15 protein-coding genes are annotated in these 19,781 nt (G+C 72.3%); 4 read left to right on the top strand and 11 right to left on the bottom strand.

The window, feature by feature from the left end; translation table 11 throughout:
- The first annotated feature begins 9 nt into the window (after positions 1–9).
- The 3 genes from ACN265_RS08685 (at position 10) to ACN265_RS08675 (ending at position 2,152) form a co-directional block, all read left to right on the top strand.
- On the top strand, positions 10–1,032 hold the full coding sequence (locus ACN265_RS08685) for an N-acetylglucosamine kinase (protein WP_421406676.1): 1,023 nt from the start codon (positions 10–12) through the stop codon (positions 1,030–1,032).
- A gap of 353 nt (positions 1,033–1,385) precedes the next feature.
- A complete protein-coding gene (cspE, locus tag ACN265_RS08680) occupies positions 1,386–1,589 on the top strand; it encodes a transcription antiterminator/RNA stability regulator CspE (protein ID WP_013283833.1) in 204 nt (67 codons plus the stop codon).
- Positions 1,590–1,864: 275 nt separating this feature from the next.
- Positions 1,865–2,152 (top strand): hypothetical protein, encoded by a 288-nt coding sequence (locus ACN265_RS08675; protein WP_421406674.1) that lies wholly within the window; start codon positions 1,865–1,867, stop codon positions 2,150–2,152.
- A gap of 66 nt (positions 2,153–2,218) precedes the next feature.
- Here the strand turns inward: ACN265_RS08675 and ACN265_RS08670 are convergent, their stop codons facing one another.
- From ACN265_RS08670 to murD, 3 genes are all read right to left on the bottom strand, one after another.
- On the bottom strand, positions 2,219–3,700 hold the full coding sequence (locus ACN265_RS08670) for a CoA-acylating methylmalonate-semialdehyde dehydrogenase (RefSeq protein ID WP_421411430.1): 1,482 nt from the start codon (positions 3,698–3,700) through the stop codon (positions 2,219–2,221).
- A 62-nt stretch (positions 3,701–3,762) separates the two neighbouring features.
- Positions 3,763–5,070 carry an aspartate aminotransferase family protein gene (locus ACN265_RS08665; protein WP_420115991.1) on the bottom strand — a complete coding sequence of 436 codons (1,308 nt, stop codon included), beginning with the start codon at positions 5,068–5,070 and terminating at the stop codon, positions 3,763–3,765.
- A 201-nt stretch (positions 5,071–5,271) separates the two neighbouring features.
- Positions 5,272–6,621, bottom strand: coding sequence for a UDP-N-acetylmuramoyl-L-alanine--D-glutamate ligase (murD, locus tag ACN265_RS08660; protein ID WP_421406672.1), 1,350 nt, complete (start codon positions 6,619–6,621; stop codon positions 5,272–5,274).
- Positions 6,622–6,708: 87 nt separating this feature from the next.
- Between murD and ACN265_RS08655 the strand changes: the two genes are divergently transcribed.
- Positions 6,709–8,058, top strand: coding sequence for a hypothetical protein (locus ACN265_RS08655; protein ID WP_421406671.1), 1,350 nt, complete (start codon positions 6,709–6,711; stop codon positions 8,056–8,058).
- A 373-nt stretch (positions 8,059–8,431) separates the two neighbouring features.
- On the opposite strand, the gene ACN265_RS08650 is transcribed toward ACN265_RS08655, so the two are convergent.
- The 8 genes from ACN265_RS08650 to ACN265_RS08615 all read right to left on the bottom strand — a co-directional run bounded on the left by ACN265_RS08650 (position 8,432) and on the right by ACN265_RS08615 (position 19,581).
- Positions 8,432–10,153 (bottom strand): PucR family transcriptional regulator, encoded by a 1,722-nt coding sequence (locus ACN265_RS08650; RefSeq protein ID WP_421406670.1) that lies wholly within the window; start codon positions 10,151–10,153, stop codon positions 8,432–8,434.
- Positions 10,154–10,232: 79 nt separating this feature from the next.
- Positions 10,233–11,684: an argininosuccinate synthase gene (gene argG / locus ACN265_RS08645; protein ID WP_420115987.1), complete on the bottom strand. Its 1,452-nt coding sequence runs from the start codon at positions 11,682–11,684 to the stop codon at positions 10,233–10,235.
- Between the two features lie 57 nt (positions 11,685–11,741).
- Positions 11,742–12,557, bottom strand: a complete 816-nt coding sequence (locus ACN265_RS08640) for a TrmH family RNA methyltransferase (RefSeq protein WP_357931896.1) — start codon at positions 12,555–12,557, stop codon at positions 11,742–11,744.
- 27 nt (positions 12,558–12,584) lie between these two features.
- The gene (locus ACN265_RS08635; protein ID WP_204926162.1) at positions 12,585–12,983 is read right to left on the bottom strand and encodes a hypothetical protein; all 399 of its coding nucleotides are present in this window, start codon (positions 12,981–12,983) and stop codon (positions 12,585–12,587) included.
- Positions 12,980–15,727 (bottom strand): hypothetical protein, encoded by a 2,748-nt coding sequence (locus ACN265_RS08630; RefSeq protein ID WP_421406669.1) that lies wholly within the window; start codon positions 15,725–15,727, stop codon positions 12,980–12,982. The genes ACN265_RS08635 and ACN265_RS08630 overlap by 4 nt, the downstream gene beginning before the upstream one ends.
- Positions 15,728–15,785: 58 nt before the next feature.
- Positions 15,786–17,333: a class I SAM-dependent methyltransferase gene (locus ACN265_RS08625; RefSeq protein ID WP_421406668.1), complete on the bottom strand. Its 1,548-nt coding sequence runs from the start codon at positions 17,331–17,333 to the stop codon at positions 15,786–15,788.
- 15 nt (positions 17,334–17,348) lie between these two features.
- Entirely contained in the window at positions 17,349–18,191 is an 843-nt protein-coding gene (locus tag ACN265_RS08620; protein ID WP_421406667.1) for an L-histidine N(alpha)-methyltransferase, read from the bottom strand.
- A gap of 388 nt (positions 18,192–18,579) precedes the next feature.
- On the bottom strand, positions 18,580–19,581 hold the full coding sequence (locus tag ACN265_RS08615) for a hypothetical protein (RefSeq protein ID WP_204926158.1): 1,002 nt from the start codon (positions 19,579–19,581) through the stop codon (positions 18,580–18,582).
- Between the last annotated feature and the right edge of the window lie 200 nt (positions 19,582–19,781).

Below are 19,781 nucleotides of genomic sequence, written 5' to 3'. Positions count from 1 at the left end.
CCCGCGAGGATGTCCGGCACCGTCGTGGTCGGCCTCGACGTCGGGGGTACGTCCACCCGGGCGACCGCCCTGACCCTCACCGGCGAACGCCTCGGCACCGGCCGGGCCGGCGGCGGCAACCCCACCAGCCACGGCGCCGAACGGGCCGCCGCCGAACTGTCGACCGCGCTGCGGGAGGCGCTGCGCGACGTCGACCCGACCCGGGTCCGCGCCGGAGCGATCGGGCTGGCCGGGGCCGGCCGGTTGCGCGCCGACCCGGCCGGCCGGGCCGCCTTCGACCGGGCCTGGTCGGACGCCGGCCTGCGCTGCCCGTACACGGTGCACAGCGACGCCCTCGTCGGGTACGCCTCCGGCACCGCCGCAGCCGACGGCACGATCCTGATCGCCGGGACCGGGGCGATCGCCGCCCAGGTGTGCCGGTGGCGACTGGACCGGGTCGCCGACGGGCACGGCTGGCTGCTCGGCGACGCCGGCTCCGGGTTCTGGCTGGGCCGGGAGGCGGTCCGGCGTCTGCTCGCCGACCTGGACGCGGCCCGGACGCCGGGGCCACTGGGCCGCCGGGTGCTCGCCACCCTGCTGGGGGACGATCGGGTCGCCGACCGGCCCCGGGAGACCGTGGACGCGGTGGTGCAGGCGGTCACCCGCCGGCCGGCGGTGGAGCTGGCCCGGCTCGCCCCGCTGGTGGTCGCCGCCGCCGAGACCGAACCGGTCGCCGTCACGCTGATCGAGCGGGCCGCCGGGCTGCTGGCCGACAGCGTCGCGCGGATCCGACCGGCCGGCGCGGTGGACCCGGTGGTCCTCGGCGGCGGTCTGCTCACCGGTGGCACCCCACTGGCCGTCGCCGTCACCGCGGAACTGGCCCGGCGGTGGCCGGTCGCGCCGCTGCGTCCGGCCGGCGACGGTGCCTGCGCGGCGGCCTGGCTCGCCGTCCGCGACCTGCCGGGGATCACCGATCCAGCGGCTCTGCACCCGCTGTTCGTGCCGGACCCGCCCGTCGACGGGGAGGGCGACTCTCCCCGGGGTCGCTCGTGAGCGAGTTCCGCCGATGCCGCCGACCGGCTGGGTCTTTCACCGGGACGCCTCCGGACGCGGTCGGCACGATGGCGAACATCGATGGATATGGCGATTGCCGCCTACCCACCGGCGGTCCGGTGGGTACGCGACATCACGTCCAGGCCCACCCCCGCCCCGGAGTCGCGACGGATCGCGTGCTACGGTGAGCGGGTTGCAGTTTTGATTTCCGTAGACGTTTCCGGGCGCCTGATGGGTTATCTGAAACCCATCCGGGCGCTTTTCGTTTTTCGTGTCGTTTCGATGCGGGTTATCAACTCGGCGGCTAAGGGTCCGCGCAGTGCGGTCTCTCCCCAGCCTGCAGAGGAGCAGACATGACCACAGGTACCGTGAAGTGGTTCAACGCCGACAAGGGCTTCGGCTTCATCAGCCCCGACGACGGCGGTGCCGACGTGTTCGCCCACTTCTCCGCGATCTCGGCGAGCGGCTTCCGCAGCCTCGACGAGAACCAGAAGGTGGAGTTCGACATCACCCAGGGCCAGAAGGGCCCGCAGGCGGAGAACATCCGCCCGCTCTGATCCACACTCCACGCACGGCGGCCCGACTGGTTCAGCGGGCCGCCGTTCGGCGTTTCCACCGCTCACCACGGCGATCGCGGCTGAGCGACCAGGGCCGCCCCGGCCAGGCGTGAGCCGACGCAGACCCCTCCCGCTACGCGCCACGTTCCACAGCACCGCCGCCCTGACGGTCGGGGCACGTACGACCCTGGTCCCGGTGCAGCACAGCCCGACGCCCCGGCTCCTGATGACCGCGGCCGGGGGCCGAGGTGCGCAGCGTTCACCCTGAAAGGCTGATGACTTTGACGACGACCTACTCGGGTCCGGCGAGGCTGATCCTGGCCGGCGGCGCACGCATAACCGGCATGGCTTCCCTCAGCACCAACCATCGCGGTGGACTCAACGGCTGGGGTGGCACCTTCCGGCCGGACGAGATCACGACGGACCTTCGCAACGCCGTCGAGGGACTGCAGTTGGAACTGCCCTACGATCGCGTCGGAACGGTCGCCGTCACCGGCTTACGCAAACTACTCGCCACGCAGGTGTTGATGTCGCTGGCGGGCCGCGGACCCGCACCGTTCTGACCGTACGCCCGCACGGCCCCGCCACCGGACACGGTCACCCGTGCCTGCCGGGTGTGCCATGGCTGCTCAGGTCTGGGTGGGGAAGCCGAGGTTCACCCCGCCGTGGCGCGGGTCCGGCCACCGGCTGGTGACCACCTTGCCCCGGGTGAAGAACCGCACCCCGTCCTCGCCGTGGGCGTGCAGGTCACCGAAGAGCGACGCCTTCCACCCGCCGAACGAGTAGTAGGCCATCGGCACCGGGATCGGCACGTTGATCCCGACCATGCCGACCTCCACCTCATGCTGGAAGCGCCGGGCCGCCCCACCGTCGTTGGTGAAGACCGCCGTGCCGTTGCCGTACGGGTTGGCGTTGACCAGCGCGACCGCCGCGTCGTACGAGTCGACCCGGACGACACCGAGCACCGGGCCGAAGATCTCGTCGGTGTAGATCGACATGTCCGGGGTGACCCGGTCGAAGAGCGTCGGGCCCAGCCAGAACCCGTTCGGGTCCCCGTCCGGCACGACGTCCCGGCCGTCGACCACCGGCACCGCCCCGGCGGCCACCCCGGCCTCGACGTACCCGCGTACCCGGGCGGCGTGCGCGGCGGTCACCAGCGGCCCCATGTCGCAGCCGCGCCGCCCGTCGCCGGTACGCAGCCCGGTCATCCGCGCCGCGATCCGCGCCACCAGGGCGTCGGCGACCGGCTCCACGGCCACCAGCGCGGAGATCGCCATGCACCGCTCGCCCGCCGAGCCGAACCCGGCGTTGACCGCCGCGTCGGCGGCCAGGTCCAGATCGGCGTCCGGGAGCACCACCAGGTGGTTCTTCGCCCCGCCGAGGGCCTGCACCCGCTTGCCGGTGAGCGTCGCGCGCCGGTGCACGTGCCGGGCGACCGGGGTGGAACCGACGAACGACACCGCCCGCACGTCGGGATGGTCCAGCAGCGCGTCGACCGCCTCGGCGTCGCCGTTGACCACGTTGAGCACCCCGGCCGGCAGGCCCGCCTCGACGAACCACTCGGCCAGCAGCAGCGCCGCACCCGGGTCCTTTTCGCTCGGCTTGAGCACCACCGCGTTGCCGCAGGCCACCGCCACCGGCACGAACCACAGCGGCACCATCACCGGGAAGTTGAACGGCGAGATCACCGCCACCACCCCCAGCGGCTGCCGCAGGCTGTACGAGTCGACCCCGGTGGAGACGTTCTCGCTGAACCGTCCGCGCAGTGCCGAGGCGATACCGCAGGCGTACTCGATCACCTCGAGGCCGCGCTGCACCTCGCCGGCGGCGTCGGCGAGCACCTTGCCGTGCTCGGCGGTGATCACCTCGGCGAGCCGGTCCCGGCGGGCGTGGACCAGCTCCCGGAAGGCGAACAGCACCGCCGTGCGGCGGGCCAGCGAGGCGTCCCGCCAGCTCCGGGCGGCCCGCCCGGCGGCCTCGACCGCCACCGCGACGTCCGCCGCGTCGGCCAGCGCCACGAGTCCGGTACGCCGACCGGTCGCCGGGTCGAACACGTCCCCGTGCCGGCCGGACGTCCCGTCGATCCGCGCACCGTCGACGAAGTGCCCGATCCGGGCACCGTCCACGGTGGGCGCGGCCTGCGGGCCGGGTGACGTCCGCCGGGTCGCCCCGTTCACCGCGCCGCCTCCGCCGCCACCGTCGACCGGATCGCCTCGACCAGGATGGCCAGCCCCTCCCGGGCCTCGGCCTCGGTCAGGGTCAACGGTGGACCCATCCGCACCACGTTGCCGTGCAGGCCGCCCTTGCCGACCAGCAGGCCGCCGGCCCGGCACGCCTCGACGACCCGGCCGGTCAGCGCCGGATCGGGCTCCGTGCCACCCGGCTGGACGAACTCCACGGCGAGCATCAGCCCGCGGCCCCGGATCTCGGCCACCCCGTCGAGGTCGGCGACCGCGGCCCGCAGGCCGTCGACGAGGATCGCGCCCACCCGGGCGGCGTTGGCCTGGAGGTCGTGGTCACGCAGGTAGTCCAGGACGGCGTTGCCGGCGGCGGTGCAGAGCGGGTTGCCACCGAAGGTGGAGAAGCTGATCGCCGGCACCGACTCCATGATCTCGGCCCGGCCGACCACGCCGGCCAGCGCGAAGCCGTTGCCGATGCCCTTGGCGAAGGTGAGCAGGTCCGGGGTGACCCCGTGCGCCTGGTAGCCCCAGAAGTGCGCGCCGGTGCGCCCCCAGCCGGTCTGCACCTCGTCGGAGATGAGCAGGATGCCGTGCTCGTCGAGCACCTTGCGCCAGCCGGCGAACAGCCCGTCGGGCGGGGCGACGAAACCGCCGACCCCCTGGACCGGCTCGGCGATCAGGCAGGCCACGTCGCCGCTGGTCTGGGTGGCGAGCACCTCGCGCAGGTCCTCCACGGCGGCGTCGATCCGGTCGTCGGCGGGCAGCCGGGCGAGCAGCCCGCGCAGCCGCTCCCCGGAGTGCAGCCAGGCCACCTGCAGCGGGTTGTGCGCGCTGGCCGTCCAGCTCCGGTTGCCGGTGATCCCCATCGTTGCGTACGACCGGCCGTGGTAGCTGTTGCGGACGGCGAGGATCTGGTGCGAGCGGCGGTAGCTGGTGGCGGCCAGCAGCGCGGCCTCGTTCGCCTCGGTGCCGGAGTTGGTGAAGAAGACCCGGGCGTCCGGGATACCGGCGACCTGGACGATCTTCTCGGCCAGCTCCACCTGCTGCCGGATCAGGTAGAGGGTGGAGGTGTGCACCAGGCCGGTCCGCAGCTGACGCTCCACCGCCTCGCGGATCTCCGGGATGTCGTAGCCGATCATGTTGGTCAGCACGCCGCCGAAGAAGTCCAGGTAGCTGCGCCCCTGGGCGTCGGTGACCCGGCGGCCGGACCCGGCGACCAGCTCGATCGGCTCGGCGTAGTAGAGCGGCATCCAGGACGGGAGCACGGCCCGGTGTCGGGCCAGCAGGTCGTCGGCGGTCATCGGCACACCCTTCCGCGGCGGGGTTCGCGTGCCTCGCACGCTGCCACCCCGGCCGGCCGCCGACAACTGCCACTGTGTCGCCCGACCGCCGCCCCCGCCTGACACGACGTCACCCGACCGGCGCGGGCGGCACGGTCTGGCGGGCGGCGTGGGCAGCCGGGCGGGCGGCGCGGCCGGACGGCACCGGCGGCGCGGGCGGGCTCAGCCGGCGGCGGTGGCCCGGATCGCCTCGGCGAACACCTCGGACCGGTGCTCGAAGTTGCGGAACCGGCCGTAGCTGGGCGCCGCCGGGGACAACAGCACCACCCCGTCGGTCGGGGTCACCGCCCGCGACAACCGGACCGCGTCCGCCAGGTCGTCCACCGTTTCGGTACGCACCTTCGGCAGTCCGGCCAGCGCCGCCACGATCCGGGGACCGCTGTCCGGGATGCCGATCACGGTCAGTTCCCGCTCGGCCAGGTGGGTGGCCAGCGGGGTGTAGTCCAACCCCCGGTCGGTGCCGCCGACGATCACCGTCAACGGCCGCCCGTCGTACGCGTCGATCGCGTGCATCGCCGCGTACGGGCTGGTGGCGAGGGTGTCGTCGACGAAGGTCAGGCCGGACGGGTCGACGATCTCGGTGAGCCGGTGGGCCAGCCCGTGGAACCCGGCGACCGCCACCGCCAGGGTGTCCCTGTGGGCGACGACGTCGACCCCGAGCGCGTCGAGCACGGCGAGCGCCACACAGAGGTTGCCCGCGTTGTGCCGGCCGACCAACGGCAGCACCCCCCGGGCGAACAGCGGCCGGTCGCCGAGGTGGAACCAGTCGGTGCCGTCCGGGCCGGTGGCGACGTGCACGGAGTCGGGCAGGCCGGCGCGCACCGCCGCCCGGTCGCCCAGTTCCAGGGCGAGGCGCGGGTCGTTACCGTTGACCACCACGGTGCGCGGGCCGTACGCGATCAGGTTCAGCTTGTCGCGGTAGTACTCGGCCTCGCCGCCGTGCGCGTCCAGGTGTTCGGGGAACAGCGCGGTGACCACCGCCACCCGGGGCGAGTCGGCCAGGTCGCTGCACTGGTAGCTGGACAGCTCCAGCACGTACAGCTCGGCCTCGGGCAGGTCGAGGGTGGGCACGCCGATGTTGCCGCCCAGCACGTTGGGCCGGTCCACCGCCGCGAGCAGGTGGCTGATCAGGCTGGACGTGGTCGACTTGCCCTTGCTGCCGGTGACCCCGATCGTCCGGTCGGCGTGGTCGGCCATCCACAGCGCGGTGCCCTGCGTCACGGTCGCCCCCCGCGCCCGCAGCTCGACCAGCCACGGGTGGGTGTTGGGCACCCCCGGTGAGCGGACGACGATCTCGGCGGCGGCCAGCCGGGCGAACCCCTCCTCCCCGGTGACCAGCGGCGCGGCCTCGGCGAGCGGGCCCTCCCAGGCCACGGTGAGGAAGTTCGCGCTGTCGTCGACGGCGACCAGGTCGGCCGGGCCGTGCGCGGCGATGGCGGTCACGGCGGCGCGGCCCTCCCGGCCGGCCCCCCAGACGGCGACGGTACGGCCGCGCAGATCGGACAGGCGCACGAACTCTCCCTCGGGTGTCGACGGTGGTGCGGTGGCCCGGTCCGGCACAGCGGACCCGGCCGGACGAACCAGGGCCTAGTATGGCGTGTGCCCAACGAGCAGCTCCGGCGGATGGACGCCTTCACCTTCCCGTCGTACTCGTTCGAGCCCGCCACCGGCGCGGCGTCGTTCGACTACCTCCTGACCGGCCCCGACGGCGAGCAGCGGTTCACCGAGGTGATCACGCTGCCGGTGCCGGCCACGCCGCCGTCGGCGCAGACGCTGGCCACCCTGGGCCGGGTCCTGGAACTGCTGCACGTGGTGGCCGGGGTCAGCTACTACAAGGCCGCCGCCCCGCCGCGCCTGGTGCTGCCGACGCCGTTGGGCGGGGCCGCCACCGCGCTGGTCACCGCCGTCTACACCAAGGGCCTCGCCGAGTACGCCTACCGCAACCAGCTCCCGCACGTGCTGGAGCTGCGTCCCGAGGTGCCGGCCGGCGAGGTCCCGCCACCCCGGGTGTACGACGACTCCGACAGGCGTCCGCTGTCGGCCGTCGGCGGGGGCAAGGACTCCATCGTCAGCCTGGAGGCGCTGCGCCGGGGCGGCTTCGACCCGGTGCCGTTCTCGGTCAACCCCAACCACGTGATCGTCGCGGTGAACGAGGCGTCCGGGTTGCCGGCGCTGGCCGCCCGCCGGCGGCTCGACCCGGTGCTGTTCGACCTGAACGCGGCCGGGGCACGCAACGGGCACATCCCGGTCACCGCGATCAACTCGCTGATCGCGGTCGCCACCGCCGTGCTGCACGGGCTCGGGCCGGTGGTGATGTCCAACGAGCGCTCCGCGTCCGACCCGAACCTGATCTGGAACGGTCACGAGATCAACCACCAGTGGTCGAAGGGGGTCGAGGCGGAGGGGCTGCTGCGGGCGGCGCTGGCCGGGCACGCGGGGCTCACCGAGCCGTACTTCTCGCTGCTGCGCCCGTTGTCGGAGCTGCACATCGCCCGGCTGTTCGCCACCATCGACCGGTACGACGCGGTGGTGACCAGCTGCAACGCCGCGTTCAAGCTGCGCGACGCCAGCGCCCGCTGGTGCCGCGACTGCCCGAAGTGCCGGTTCGTCTTCCTCGCCATGGCCCCGTTCATGCCCCGGGACCGGGTGGTCGGCATCTTCGGCGGTGACCTGCTGGCCGACGAGACGCAGATCCCCGGCTACCGGGAACTGCTCGGCGTGGACGGGCACAAGCCGTTCGAGTGCGTCGGCGAGGTGGAGGAGTCGGTGGTCGCGCTGAGCCTGCTGGCCGCCCAGGACCAGTGGCGTGACGCCCCGGTGGTCCGCGCCCTGGTCGACGCGGTCCCCGCCGCCGCCTGGTCGACGGCGGCCACCTCCGACGTCTTCACCCCCGCCGGCCCCCACCACGTCCCCGCCGCCTACGCCAAGACCCTGGACACCCTGACCTGACCCCACTCCCCCGCGCCCACCCCGCCCACCTCGCCAGGCCCCCATCACCCCGGTGATCAAGAGGTTCGCGTCACCGGGGCGGCGAATTCTGACGCATTCCTCTTGATCACGGCGAACCCGCCGGCCGGAGGGTCGGTCGGACGGCCGGACGGTCGGTGATCAAGAGGAATGCGTCACCCGGCCAGCGAAATCTGACGCGAACCTCTTGATCGCGGTCGACGGGCAGGCCGCGCGGGCGGTGATCAAGAGGTTCGCGTCACCCCGCCGACGGAATCTGACGCATTTCTCTTGATCACCGGAGACCTGCCGGGCGGGCACGGGCCGGGCGGGCACGGGCCGGCGGGGCGGAAGGGCGGCGGGGTGGGGAGGTGCGTCAGGGGGTGCGGATGGCGTCGAGGGCCAGCAGGGCGACGTGCAGGGAGAGGCAGGCTTCGACCGAGTCGAGGTCGACGCCGAGGATCCGGCCGATCCGGGCCAGCCGTTCGTAGAAGGCTGGTCGGGACAGGTGCGCGGCGACCGCGCCGGCCGACTTGTTCCGGCCCTGCTCCAGGTAGGCACGCAGGGTACCGAGCAGTTGCTCCCGGGGGTGCTGGGCGTCGTGGGCCAGCAGCGCGCCGAGTTCCCGTTCGACGAAGGTCTGCAACCGGGGCTCGTCGCGTAACAGGTGCAGCAGTCCGGCCAGCCCGACGTGCGGCAGCCGGAAGACCGGCAGGTCCCGGCTGTCCCGGCGGGCGGCCTCGGCGACCTGGCGGGCCTCGACCAGCGAGCGGCGTACCTCCCGCAGGCTCGCCACCCCGGACCCGGCGGCGACGAGCACGCGCGCCGGCTGGTCGGGGTGGCGGCGGCGCAGCGCGGCGGCGAACGCGGCCAGCGCGCGGTCCTCGGCGGCGGCGTCCGGCAGGGCGAGCAGGATCCCCACCGCCTGGTCGTCGACGGGGCTGGTCAGCCCGGTCAGTTTCGCCTCCCGCAGCGCCTGGCCGACCGCCTCGGCGAGGTCACGTAGCCGGGCCGGGCCGGCCTCGGCGTCGGCCGGGCCGCCCTCGCCCGGTCCGGCGTGCTCGGCCGGGGTGTCGCGGCGGAGCCGGACCATGACGCCGATCAGGTGCCGACGCTCCAGGGGCACCCCCAGCGCCCGCGCCCGCAGGGCGATCTCGTCCACCGGCCGGGAGTGGTCGAGCAGGCCGGTGAGCAGGGTGTGGTGCAGTTGCCGTTCCAGTCCTTCGGCGTCGCGGCGGATCAGCCGGCCCAGCGCCAGGGTCGAGGCGGCCCGCTCCACCAGGATGGTCAGCCGGGTTGGCGGCGTGCCGACGGGCCGGCCGTCGCCGAGGCCCGCCCGCGCCGGCCAGCGCAGCAGCAGCCGACCCCAGTCCTGTCCGCGCGCGCCGACGGTCGTGACCAGCCAGCCGCTGTCGCTGTCGTACGCCGTGCGGCCGGCGGGACGCAGTCGTCGGGAGTGCTGCTCCCAGCCGTCCAGCAGCAGTTCGGCGTTCTCCCCGGCCGGGTCGTAGGCGAGCACCTGCCGGGACAGGTTCTCCAGCACCACCGGGCAGCCGGCCAGCGCGGCGGCCTGCCGGACGACCTCGGCGGCCCCGGCGCCCTCGACGGACAGTTCGGTGAAGCGTTGGTGGATCTCCTCGGCGGCCCGCAGCTCGTGCAGTTGGGCGTCGACGATCAGGGCGTGCACCGCCTCGGTGATCCGCACGAACGGGGTGGCCCGGCGCAGCTCGACCAGGGGCAGCCCGCGTCGGGCGGCGGCCACGGCCATCACCCGGGGCACCTCGGTCGGGTAGCGGCGGCCCAGCTCGACCACGAGTCCGGAGACGCCCACCGCGGCGAGGTCGCCGATGAAGGCACGCAGTCCGGTGTCGTCGGCGGGCAGTCCGATGCCGGTGGTGAGCACGAGTTCACCCCCGCCGAGCAGGGTGGCGATGTCGGGCACCTCCGCCACGTGCACCCAGCGCACCGGCCGGTCCAGGCCGGCCTCCCCGGCGACCAGCCGGGGCGCGCCGCGGCGGACCGGGTCCAGCGCGAGCACCTCACGGACGGTAGGGAACACGGGCGACACGCTACCCTCCGTGACCCCGAGCCCGGCCATCCACCGTGCGTCGCCGCCCCGACGACGGGGGCGGCCCCACCGGCCGGGACGGTGACCGTCCCGGCCGGTGGCGCGACGGTCAGTCGACGCCGAACTCCATCGCGGCCCGGTCGAGGGCCTCGTCGTCGGCCGTGGCGACGCCCCGCGAGGCGATGGCCTCCGCGCCGCCCTGCGGCATCGCCCCGATCAGCCCGGTGGAGGCGGCCTGCGCCGCGCCGACCGCACGCTGCGGGGTCGCCCCGCCGACCAGGCCGAGGGTGGCGTACTGCTCCAGCTTGGCCCGCGAGTCGGCGATGTCGAGGTTACGCATGGTGAGCTGGCCGATCCGGTCGGACGGGCCGAAGGCCGAGTCCTCGGTACGCTCCATCGACAGCTTGTCCGGGTGGTAGCTGAACGCGGGGCCGGTGGTGTCCAGGATCGAGTAGTCCTCGCCCCGGCGCAGCCGCAGGGTCACCTCGCCGGTGACGGCGGTGCCCACCCAGCGTTGCAGCGACTCGCGCAGCATCAGCGCCTGCGGGTCGAGCCAGCGGCCCTCGTACATCAGCCGGCCGAGGCGGCGGCCCTCGTGGTGGTAGTTGGCCAGGGTGTCCTCGTTGTGGATGGCGTTGACCAGCCGCTCGTAGGCGGCGTGCAGCAGCGCCATGCCGGGGGCCTCGTAGATGCCCCGGCTCTTGGCCTCGATGATCCGGTTCTCGATCTGGTCGGACATGCCGAGGCCGTGCCGGCCGCCGATGGCGTTGGCCTCCAGCACCAGGTCGACGGGGCTGCCGAACTCCTTGCCGTTGATCGTCACCGGGCGGCCCTGGTCGAAGCCGATGGTGACGTCCTCGGTGGGGATCTCCACGGACGGGTCCCAGAACCGGACCCCCATGATCGGGCTGACCGTCTCGATGCCGGTGTCGAGGTGTTCCAGGGTCTTGGCCTCGTGGGTGGCGCCCCAGATGTTGGCGTCGGTGGAGTACGCCTTCTCGGTGCTGTCCCGGTAGGGCAGGCCGCGTTCCAGCAGCCACTCCGACATCTCCTTGCGGCCGCCGAGTTCGGTGACGAAGTCGGTGTCGAGCCACGGCTTGTAGATCCGCAGCTGCGGGTTGGCCAGCAGGCCGTAGCGGTAGAACCGCTCGATGTCGTTGCCCTTGAAGGTCGAGCCGTCGCCCCAGATCTGCACGTCGTCGGAGATCATCGCCCGAACGAGTAGGGTCCCGGTCACCGCCCGGCCCAGCGGGGTGGTGTTGAAGTAGGCCCGGCCGCCGGAGCGGATGTGGAAGGCGCCGCAGGTCAGCGCGGCCAGCCCCTCCTCGACCAGGGCGGCGCGGCAGTCGACCAGGCGGGCGACCTCGGCGCCGTAGCTGAGCGCACGTCCGGGCACCGAGTCGATGTCGGGCTCGTCGTACTGGCCGATGTCGGCGGTGTAGGCGCACGGGACGGCGCCCTTGTCGCGCATCCACGCGACCGCGACCGAGGTGTCGAGGCCGCCGGAGAAGGCGATGCCGACACGTTCGCCGATGGGCAGGGAGGTGAGAACCTTGGACACAAGGAAGATTATGCACCTGCCCGCATTCTCATGCAAATGAGTCGGGGGTCGTGGCGGCTACCCGTCGACCGGGTCGTCCCGGCCCAACTCCCAGAACGCCACCGCCGCCGCCGCGGCCACGTTCAACGAGTCCACGCCGCGCCGCATCGGGATCACCACCCGCACGTCGCTGGCCGCCTGCGCCGCCCCGGTCAGGCCGGGACCCTCCGCCCCCAGCAGCAGCGCCGCCCGCGCCCGCTGCGCCGGGGTCAACCGCTGCACCGGTACGGCGTCCGCCGCCGGCGTCATCGCGAGCACGGTGAACCCCGCCGCGCGTACCTCGTCCAGGCCGACCGGCCAGCGGTCCAGCTTCGCGTACGGCACCGCGAACACCTCCCCCATGCTGACCCGCACGCTGCGCCGGTAGAGCGGATCGGCGCAGGACGGCGAGAGCAGCACGGCGTCGATGCCGAGCGCGGCGGCCCCCCGGAAGATCGCCCCGAGGTTGGTGTGGTTGTTGATGTCCTCCAGGATCACCACCCGACGGGCGGCGGCCAGCACCTCGGCGGCGGTGGGCAGGGGCTTGCGGTGGAACGAGGCGAGCACACCCCGGTGGACGTGGAAGCCGGTCGCCTTCTCCAGCACGTCGGGGGTGGCCGCGTAGACCGGGGCGTCCCCGGTGTCCAGGTCGGCGAGCTGGTCGACCCGCTTGGCGTCGACCAGGTACGACCGGGCCGGATAGCCGGCCCGCAACGCCCGGCGCAGCACCAGCTCCCCCTCCGCGATGAACAACCCGTGCGGGGGCTCCCAACGGGTACGCAGCTCGACGTCGGTCAACGCCCGGTAGTCGGCGATCCGGGCGTCGTCGGGGTCGGTGATCTCGTGAACGGGCACCGCCCGATTCTGCCCGTCCCCACGGACTCAGTTCACGAGCACCCCGAGGAGGTGCTCCCACCGGATCAACCCCGGCAGCAGCAGCACGGCGCCCAGGAACGCCAGAAGGGTCAGGCAGAGCGGCAGTCGGGCACGACGTAGCGCTCGGCGCAGGTACTCCTGACGGATCTCCTGTTTCTCGGCCTCGCTGAAGTCGCGGTCGATGTAGAGGTCAGCCTCCCGCTCGGCCGCCTGGAGCAGGTGCGCCGCCCAGGTCAGGAAGCCGGCGGCGACCATCCAGAGCGTGCTGTCCAGGGCCAGTTTGCCGGTGGACACCGTGGAGGCGGGCGGGCCGGTGGAGACCGAGGTGAGCATGTTGATGCCCGCGCCCGCGAAGAGGCCGGCCAGGAAGTTCAGCGTGGACGGCGCGGGCAGGACCGTGGTCACCGGTCACCGTCCGGTTCGTCGTCCGGGTCGTCGCCGGTGGTGTCGAACGGCCATGGCGGATACCAGGCCGCACCGCAGACATCCCGGCCCAGCTTGTTGATCTGCCGCAACACGTCGCGGTCGACGTCGGCGTGCAGCTGGCGCTGTAGGGCGGCGATCTGGGCCCGGAACTCCTGGTAACGCTCGATGACCTGCACCACCGCGCGGGTGCGGATCGTGCCGTCCCGCTTGGCGATCTGTTCCCGGATGGTCTGGCGGATCTGCTCGACACCCTGCTGCCACTCGGCGAGTTGTCGCGTGGTCAGGGTGTTGCCCCGGTGGTGGCCGTCGGGTTCCGGGGCGGCTCCCGGTACCGGCTCGACCGGCGTCTGCGGCCAGCCGTCGTTGAACACGTCACCGTAGAGTTTCAGGCTCTCCATCTGCACCACTTGCCAGAGGGTGTCGGCGAGTTGGGAGGCGACGAAAGGCAGCCGCAGCCGCTCCTCGGGCCCGCCCGGCAGGCGCCGCGTACCACGAAGTTCCTGCTTCATCCGGGAGAACAGGGTCTTGAGGTGTTCGTGCGTGCCGGTGGTGCTCTCCGTGCAGAGCAGGGTCGCCTCCAGCACCTGGGCCAGGTCGATCTCCCGGCCGGGAATCGTCCACTCCGCCTCCCGGCCGATCAACCAGGCGTAGGCGGTCTCGATCGACGGATTCCGGGCCACCCCGGCCCGGGTCAGCGCCGACAGACACATCGCCGTGGTGGCCTCGGCCCGGTTCCAGGTGCCGGTGCCACTGCGCCACCAGCCGCCCAACGGCCCGCCCTCGTCGACTCCGCGCAACAGCCACTGGCACGCCTTGTGAACCACCGGGGTATCCAGTCGCAGACCGGCCTGGCAGAGCCCGAGCACCACCCGGGCGGTCACCCACGGCACCCGGGCCGGATAGAAGTTCCCGTCGTCCTCCGCGGCCTGCTCGGCCATCTCCACGAGCCGGGTGATCCGCTGTTCGTCGTGGGCCTCCGGGGGTGCCGAGCCCTCGAAACCGAGCAGCAGCCCGAGCACCCAGTTGCGGTACATCAGGTCGGTGTCCAGGTCTTCGGCGGTCAGACCGGCCAGGTGCGGCGCCGGCCCGAGCAGGGCGTCCTCCTCGGCCATCGCCGCCTTGATCTCGACGAAGTCCTGGTGGTCCTCGGTGTTGGCGCCGGCCGGCACCGGAAGGTCCTGGTCGGGATCGTCGTAGCGCCACGTGTCGCGGACCACCTCGGCGATCTGTCGCCACGAGTCGACGTGGTTGAGCTGGGCCAGGGCGCTGGCGGCGAAGACGGCCGCACCGAGATTGCCGCCCCAGGTGCGGTCGTTGGCGGTCTGCCGTCGTAGCCACTTGCCGAGCTGGCTCAGATGGTCCCAGGTGGTGAGCAGATAGAGTTCGTCACGACGGGCCTCGCCCGGTGAGACCAGCCGGTCGAGCCGGCTCAGCATCGCCTTCATCATGCGCTCGCCCCCACGCTGCAGGTGCAACCAGACGATCTGCTCCGGCCGCTTCCACAGCCGGTCGGCGTCCCAGTGGTGGCGGGCGTGGTTCATCACCAGTTTCGCCCGGCGGCGGGGCCCCACCTGGTAGGCACCGTCCACCTGGTGGATGAGATCGAGGCCCCGCAGTCGCTGTGGCACGGTGCCGAACTGAGCGGCCTCGCGGGTCGACAGCGGGAGTTCGAGCACACCGAGGCAGGAGAGCACGTAGAGCATCCGCCGCTCGCCCGGAGCGTCGACCTGCCTGGTGTAGTGCTCCTGCAGGTCCGCCTCTGTCGGCACCCGGCCGTCCCGCCCGTACAGGTCGATCGCGGTGAGGGCGATGTGCGCGTCCTCCTCCGCCAGGAGCCGGATCGCGCGCTGGTCGGCCTCGCCGATACCGCTGTCGGCGAGGAGCTGCCGGACCAGGTCACGCCCCTCAGCCTGCACCTGGTGCAGGTCCCGGGTCGGGTCACTGCCGCGCAGGAGGGCCCCGGCCGACTTCCAGCTGGTGGCCAACACCTGCACCGTGAGACCGAACTCCCCGCGCAACCGGGCGCGGACGGCGAAGACCTCGTCGAGGATCAGCAGGTTGGCGTGCAGGTTCTCCAGCACGAGCAGATGGTGCCGGCGCTGGTTGGCCGGGTGCCGCAGCAGCGCGCCGAGGATGGACTCCGGGCCGTCGGCCGGGTCGGTCAGGTTGAGCCAGACCATCCCGCCTCCGGCACCAAGCCAACGATCGGCGACGATCGCAGCGAGGGCCGACTTGCCGGAACCAGGGTCGCCGATGACCACCACGTCGTTGCCCACGTCCAGATGCCCCTCCACCCTCGCGGAGGCGGGCGTGCTGCGGTACATGCGCTCGTAGTAGGCCCGGGTCTCCGGCCCCGGTGCGTGCGCCTGCCCCACCCGCTGGGGCCGCCAGCCACGCTCCAGCGTTCCCCTGGCCAGCAGGCCGGCGGCGAGCAGGTCCAGCGGGGTGGTGTCCCGGTGGTCGACCGCCGCGCGGATCACCTCCGGGGTCAGCCGGACGTAGACGTCTCCACCGACGGCCTGCACCTCGATCACGAGTTCGTCCGTCCGGTCGCGGAACTGGATCGACGGCTTCCGGAAACTCAGTGCCGCCTCCCGGCCGGCAAGTAGTTCGTCGCGCTGCCTGATCAGATCGGACCGTGCCGCCAGCAGCACGTCGTACGCACCGGCCTCGGGTGCCAGCGCCTCAACCGCCTCCCACCGCGCGTACACACCATCGGACAATGACGCCTCACCCCTTTCGGCGCCGCACCCTGCGAGTCTCCTCAACAGGACTCCGATGTTAGCCGCTGGTAACCGTCCTGTCGCTCGATGAGTCGGCAGTCAGTCTGATGTACTCCGTGCCGACCAGTTCGCCGCCGACCCGCCCGACGTCGCAGGTGGACAGTCGGAAACCGCTGCGCCGGAAGGCTTCCTGCACCTCGGCCGCGTCACCGAGGTCGTTGCTGGTCATCTGGGCGGCGTAGCGTCGGGCGGCTCGGGACAGCTCCTCCAGCTCCACCGGTAGCAGCGTGCGCCAGCCGGCCGCCCGCTCCCGGAACCGCAGCTCGAAGTCGTCGACCAGGTTGGTCATCCGTGGCTGGCCGCCCTGTTGCGGCTCCTCCTCCGTTGCCTCGCCGTCCTCGTCGAGCGGCTCCGGACCCCGGCGCGGCCACTCGTTCTCCGGATGCAGCCGGACCGTGGTGATCACCCGTCCGCCCGGTCGCAACAGCCGGGACCAGCTCTGGAGCACGGTGTCCACCGCCCGCCGGTCGAAGCGGGTCAGGAACGCGTCCGTCACCACCAGGTCGAAGCCGTCGTCGGCGAGCTCGTCGACCTGGTCGGGGCGGGTGATGTCCCGGCGGTGAACGGTCACCTCCGCACCCACCTGGGCGGCGTACCAGCGGCAGGCGAGCAGCGGGGTCTCGCAGAGGTCGAGGGCGTGCACGTCCAGGTCGTCGGGCAGCCTGCCGGTCAGGGCGCGGGCCGCGTCCAGCACGAACGCCAGCATGGTGTAGTCGGCCGCGCCACTGATCAGGATCCGCCGGGCACCGCCCCGCACCGCCTCGACCAGCTGGGTGGCGTAGAAGGTGGCGTGCCAGTTGGGGCTGCTCACCATGTCGAACAGGCGCAGGTACTGCCAGGCGCTGTGGTACCAGACGCAGCTCTTACGGTCGAAGTGCGAGGCGGTGCACGACATCGGCGCCATGGCGTAGAGCATGCTGGCCGACCGGAGGATCCAGCGGGTCAGTTCCGGACCGGCCGGATACTGTCGGGCGACGGCGGTGGGGGCGCATCGTCGCCCCATCAGCTCCTCCCACAGCCGGCGGGCCCGGTCGACCTCCTCGGAGTTCCCGGTGACCACCCAGGAGGCGAGGCCGTCGGTGCCGGTCTCCTGCCGCACCACCACGCTCCGGTCGATCAGCCACATGTCGTTCATCGGCACGGTGGCCATCTCACCGGCGAGGGAGATCGGGACGCTGAACGCCTGCAGCTTGTGGTGCCGGTCCTCGACGATCTGGCGGTCGACCTCGTCGGTGTCCACCCCGCCGGTCGGCACCAGATACAGCCGCTGCACGACGCAACGGGCGGCGAGCTGACGCCAGACGGCGCGCGAGAACGGCGCCTGCGAAGACTGACCGGCCGCGGCGAACGGGACGATCTGGCAGAGTTCGGTGTCGACTCCCGCCGCGATGCCCTGGATCAGCTCGTCGCCGGCCGCGGCCGGCAACCGCACCTGATGCGGGTCGGTGCCCTCGTAGGAGGCCCGGTAGAACAGGCTCGCCCGCCGTGCCCGTTCGATCAGATCGGCCGGCGATCTGCGGCCCGGCCCCTCGTCCTGACCACCCATCGGCATACCCACTCCCTATCCTCGAGTCGCGGTGACGACCAGATGGACGCCTCCGGGTTCCGTGACGACGTCGCGGACGTGCCAACCCGCCTGGGCGACGGCACCTGTGACGTCCGAGCAGCTGAATCGACGTGACTGGAAGCAGTGGATCCGGTGCCCGGCGGGCAGGCACGCGCCGTCGACGACGACCTCCCGCTCCAGCACCGCCGCACCGGTCACCACGCCATCGTGGAAGGAGAGGTCGAACTCCAGGTCGGCCTCGGCGATGCCGGCGGCCAGTAGCGGCTCCAGCGCCGCCGCCCGGAACTCCGGGCCGCGGTACGGGGCCAGCGTCGTGGCCGTCCCCTCGTCGCACCGGAGCAGGACGCTGACCAGGAGCACGTCACCCGGGCGCAGCCCGGCATGGATGTTGCCCAACGCGGCGGCCGGTGAGTCGACGTTGCCGAGGGTGTGCCCAAGCAGGCAGCTCACCACCGGACCGTCCGCGGGACGCCAGCGCTCGACCTGGTCGGAAGAGCCGCACTCGATGTCCCACAGCCGCGCGTCGACGGTCATCGCCGCTCCGGCGGAGTGGGTGAGCCGGGCACAGGCCAGCGAGAGCAGGGTGGCACTGAAGTCCAGCGCGAGGTAGCGCCGGCAGGGGCGACCGCCGTCGGCCAGCCGGGCGAGGAAGGCACCACTGCGGCGGCCGTTGCCCGGACCGATCTCGGCGATCGTGGTCGCCGACGGGTCGAGGATGCCGGAGCCCAGCAACGCCTCCGCCTCCTGCCGGGCCGAGACGAGCATCGCCAGGTAGTCGTCGGACCGGGCGTACGCGTCGTGGGTGTAGGCGGCACTGCCGGCGTAGGCGTATTTCAACGCTATCCGACCCGCCCGGATCGCCTCGATCGCCGTCCGACGGTGTCGATCGTTTTCGAAGAAAGGGGATTGTCGGGTGTCCGACAATCGACCGGACCGATGCAATGGCGGCGAGGAATCGAGCATCGCGAGGTCGCCGTCGAACCGGACCGGATCGAATGCATCTGCCACAACACCCTCCGACTGTGCCAGATTTCATCGCGAGCCTCAGAGTAGAACAGTCGCGCATCCCTTCCATGCCTGCACGGCAGGTCGTTGCGCGATCTGCAATTCGATCAATACCGGGGACCAGCTATATCAGGAACTAGTTCCAGACAGCAGACCCATTAGTACCTGCCAATGTAGCCGAACGGACGAGGGACCGGTGCGGCATCGGCCGATGGCGCGCTCACCCCCGGGTGTCGAATCGGGCCCTCAACTGCCGGATCGCGGCGCGGGCCGCGGTGAGGAAGGTCTGCGGGGTGAACTCGTGCCGCTGCCAGTCCCCCTGGAGGCCGCCGATGTCGCCCACCCCCGTCTCCACCAACAACACGATGTACTTGTTGAAGGCGAGCGCCGCACCCTTCTCCTCGATCAGCCAGGCGCTGGTGGTGTAGTTGTCGGCCGGTTCCGCCAGCCGCTGGTGACGGGTCATCACCGACAGGAACGCCTCGCACTCGCGGATGCGGTTGAGCACCGCCTTGCCGACGTAACCCTCGGCCGCCCGGCCGGTGACCACCTGGAACCCGTTGTCCTCGAGGAGACCACGTAGCCCCTCGACGTACCCCTGTTCCTCGACGAAACGGTAGGAGAGGAAGACCGTGTTGGGCACCGGCGCCGGCTGCACCAGCGCCGGCTCGACCGGCACCCGGTCCAGGATCCGGGCGGTGTCGACGGACTCGGCGAGCTGCCGCAGGGAGGGGTCCTGGTTGGCCTCGGCGATGCCGTACACCTCGTCGAGCAGCCTGGTCGCGTTGCGCTGCCCCTCGGCCAGCAACCGGTGCGCCTGGCACCGGGCCAGCACCGTCCGGGTCTCGGCCGGCAGCATCTCGTCCGGTACGCGCTTGTCGAGCACGAACAGTTCCCGGAAACGGGCCCGATCGCCCTGGTAGAAGACGCTCGCCGGTCGTTCCGTCTCGGCCACGTCGACATGCAGCACGAAGGCCACCAGCGGATCCCGGCCCCGGATCCGGGCGACGAAGTCGCTTGTCGCACCGAGCCCCAGGTTGAGGGGATCCACGACCACCACCTCGTAGCCGCCGCCCGCCATCCGCTGGGCCGCGTCGTCGAGATCTTCGGCGACCAGCACCCGGTCCACCATCGGGCTGGCGGCCAGCTCGCGATAGAGCCGACCCGCCGCCGCCTGGTCGTTGTCGCAGAGCAGCACGGTGAGCGGAGGTAATTCATTCACGGCAGGAACTCCGAAATATCAGTGATCGACATCGACGAGGTCACCAATATTGGCATGCGGAAAAACTGTTGGCCTCACCAGGTGCGGCCGACCGCGACGACCGATCGGCGGGGGGCCGTGACCGGAAAGGCGACGCCACCACCATTGGCGGAAATCAGCTCCGTTAGACGGCCGGTCCGCCGCCCGCCCGGACAGGTGGC

Origin of the sequence: Micromonospora sp. WMMD730 (assembly GCF_049178955.1) — a bacterium.
In the GTDB taxonomy this organism is placed as follows: Bacteria; Actinomycetota; Actinomycetes; order Mycobacteriales; family Micromonosporaceae; genus Micromonospora; species Micromonospora wenchangensis.
The sequence above is the reverse complement of the archived record's forward strand: the minus strand, read 5'-3'. Positions and strand labels throughout refer to the sequence as shown.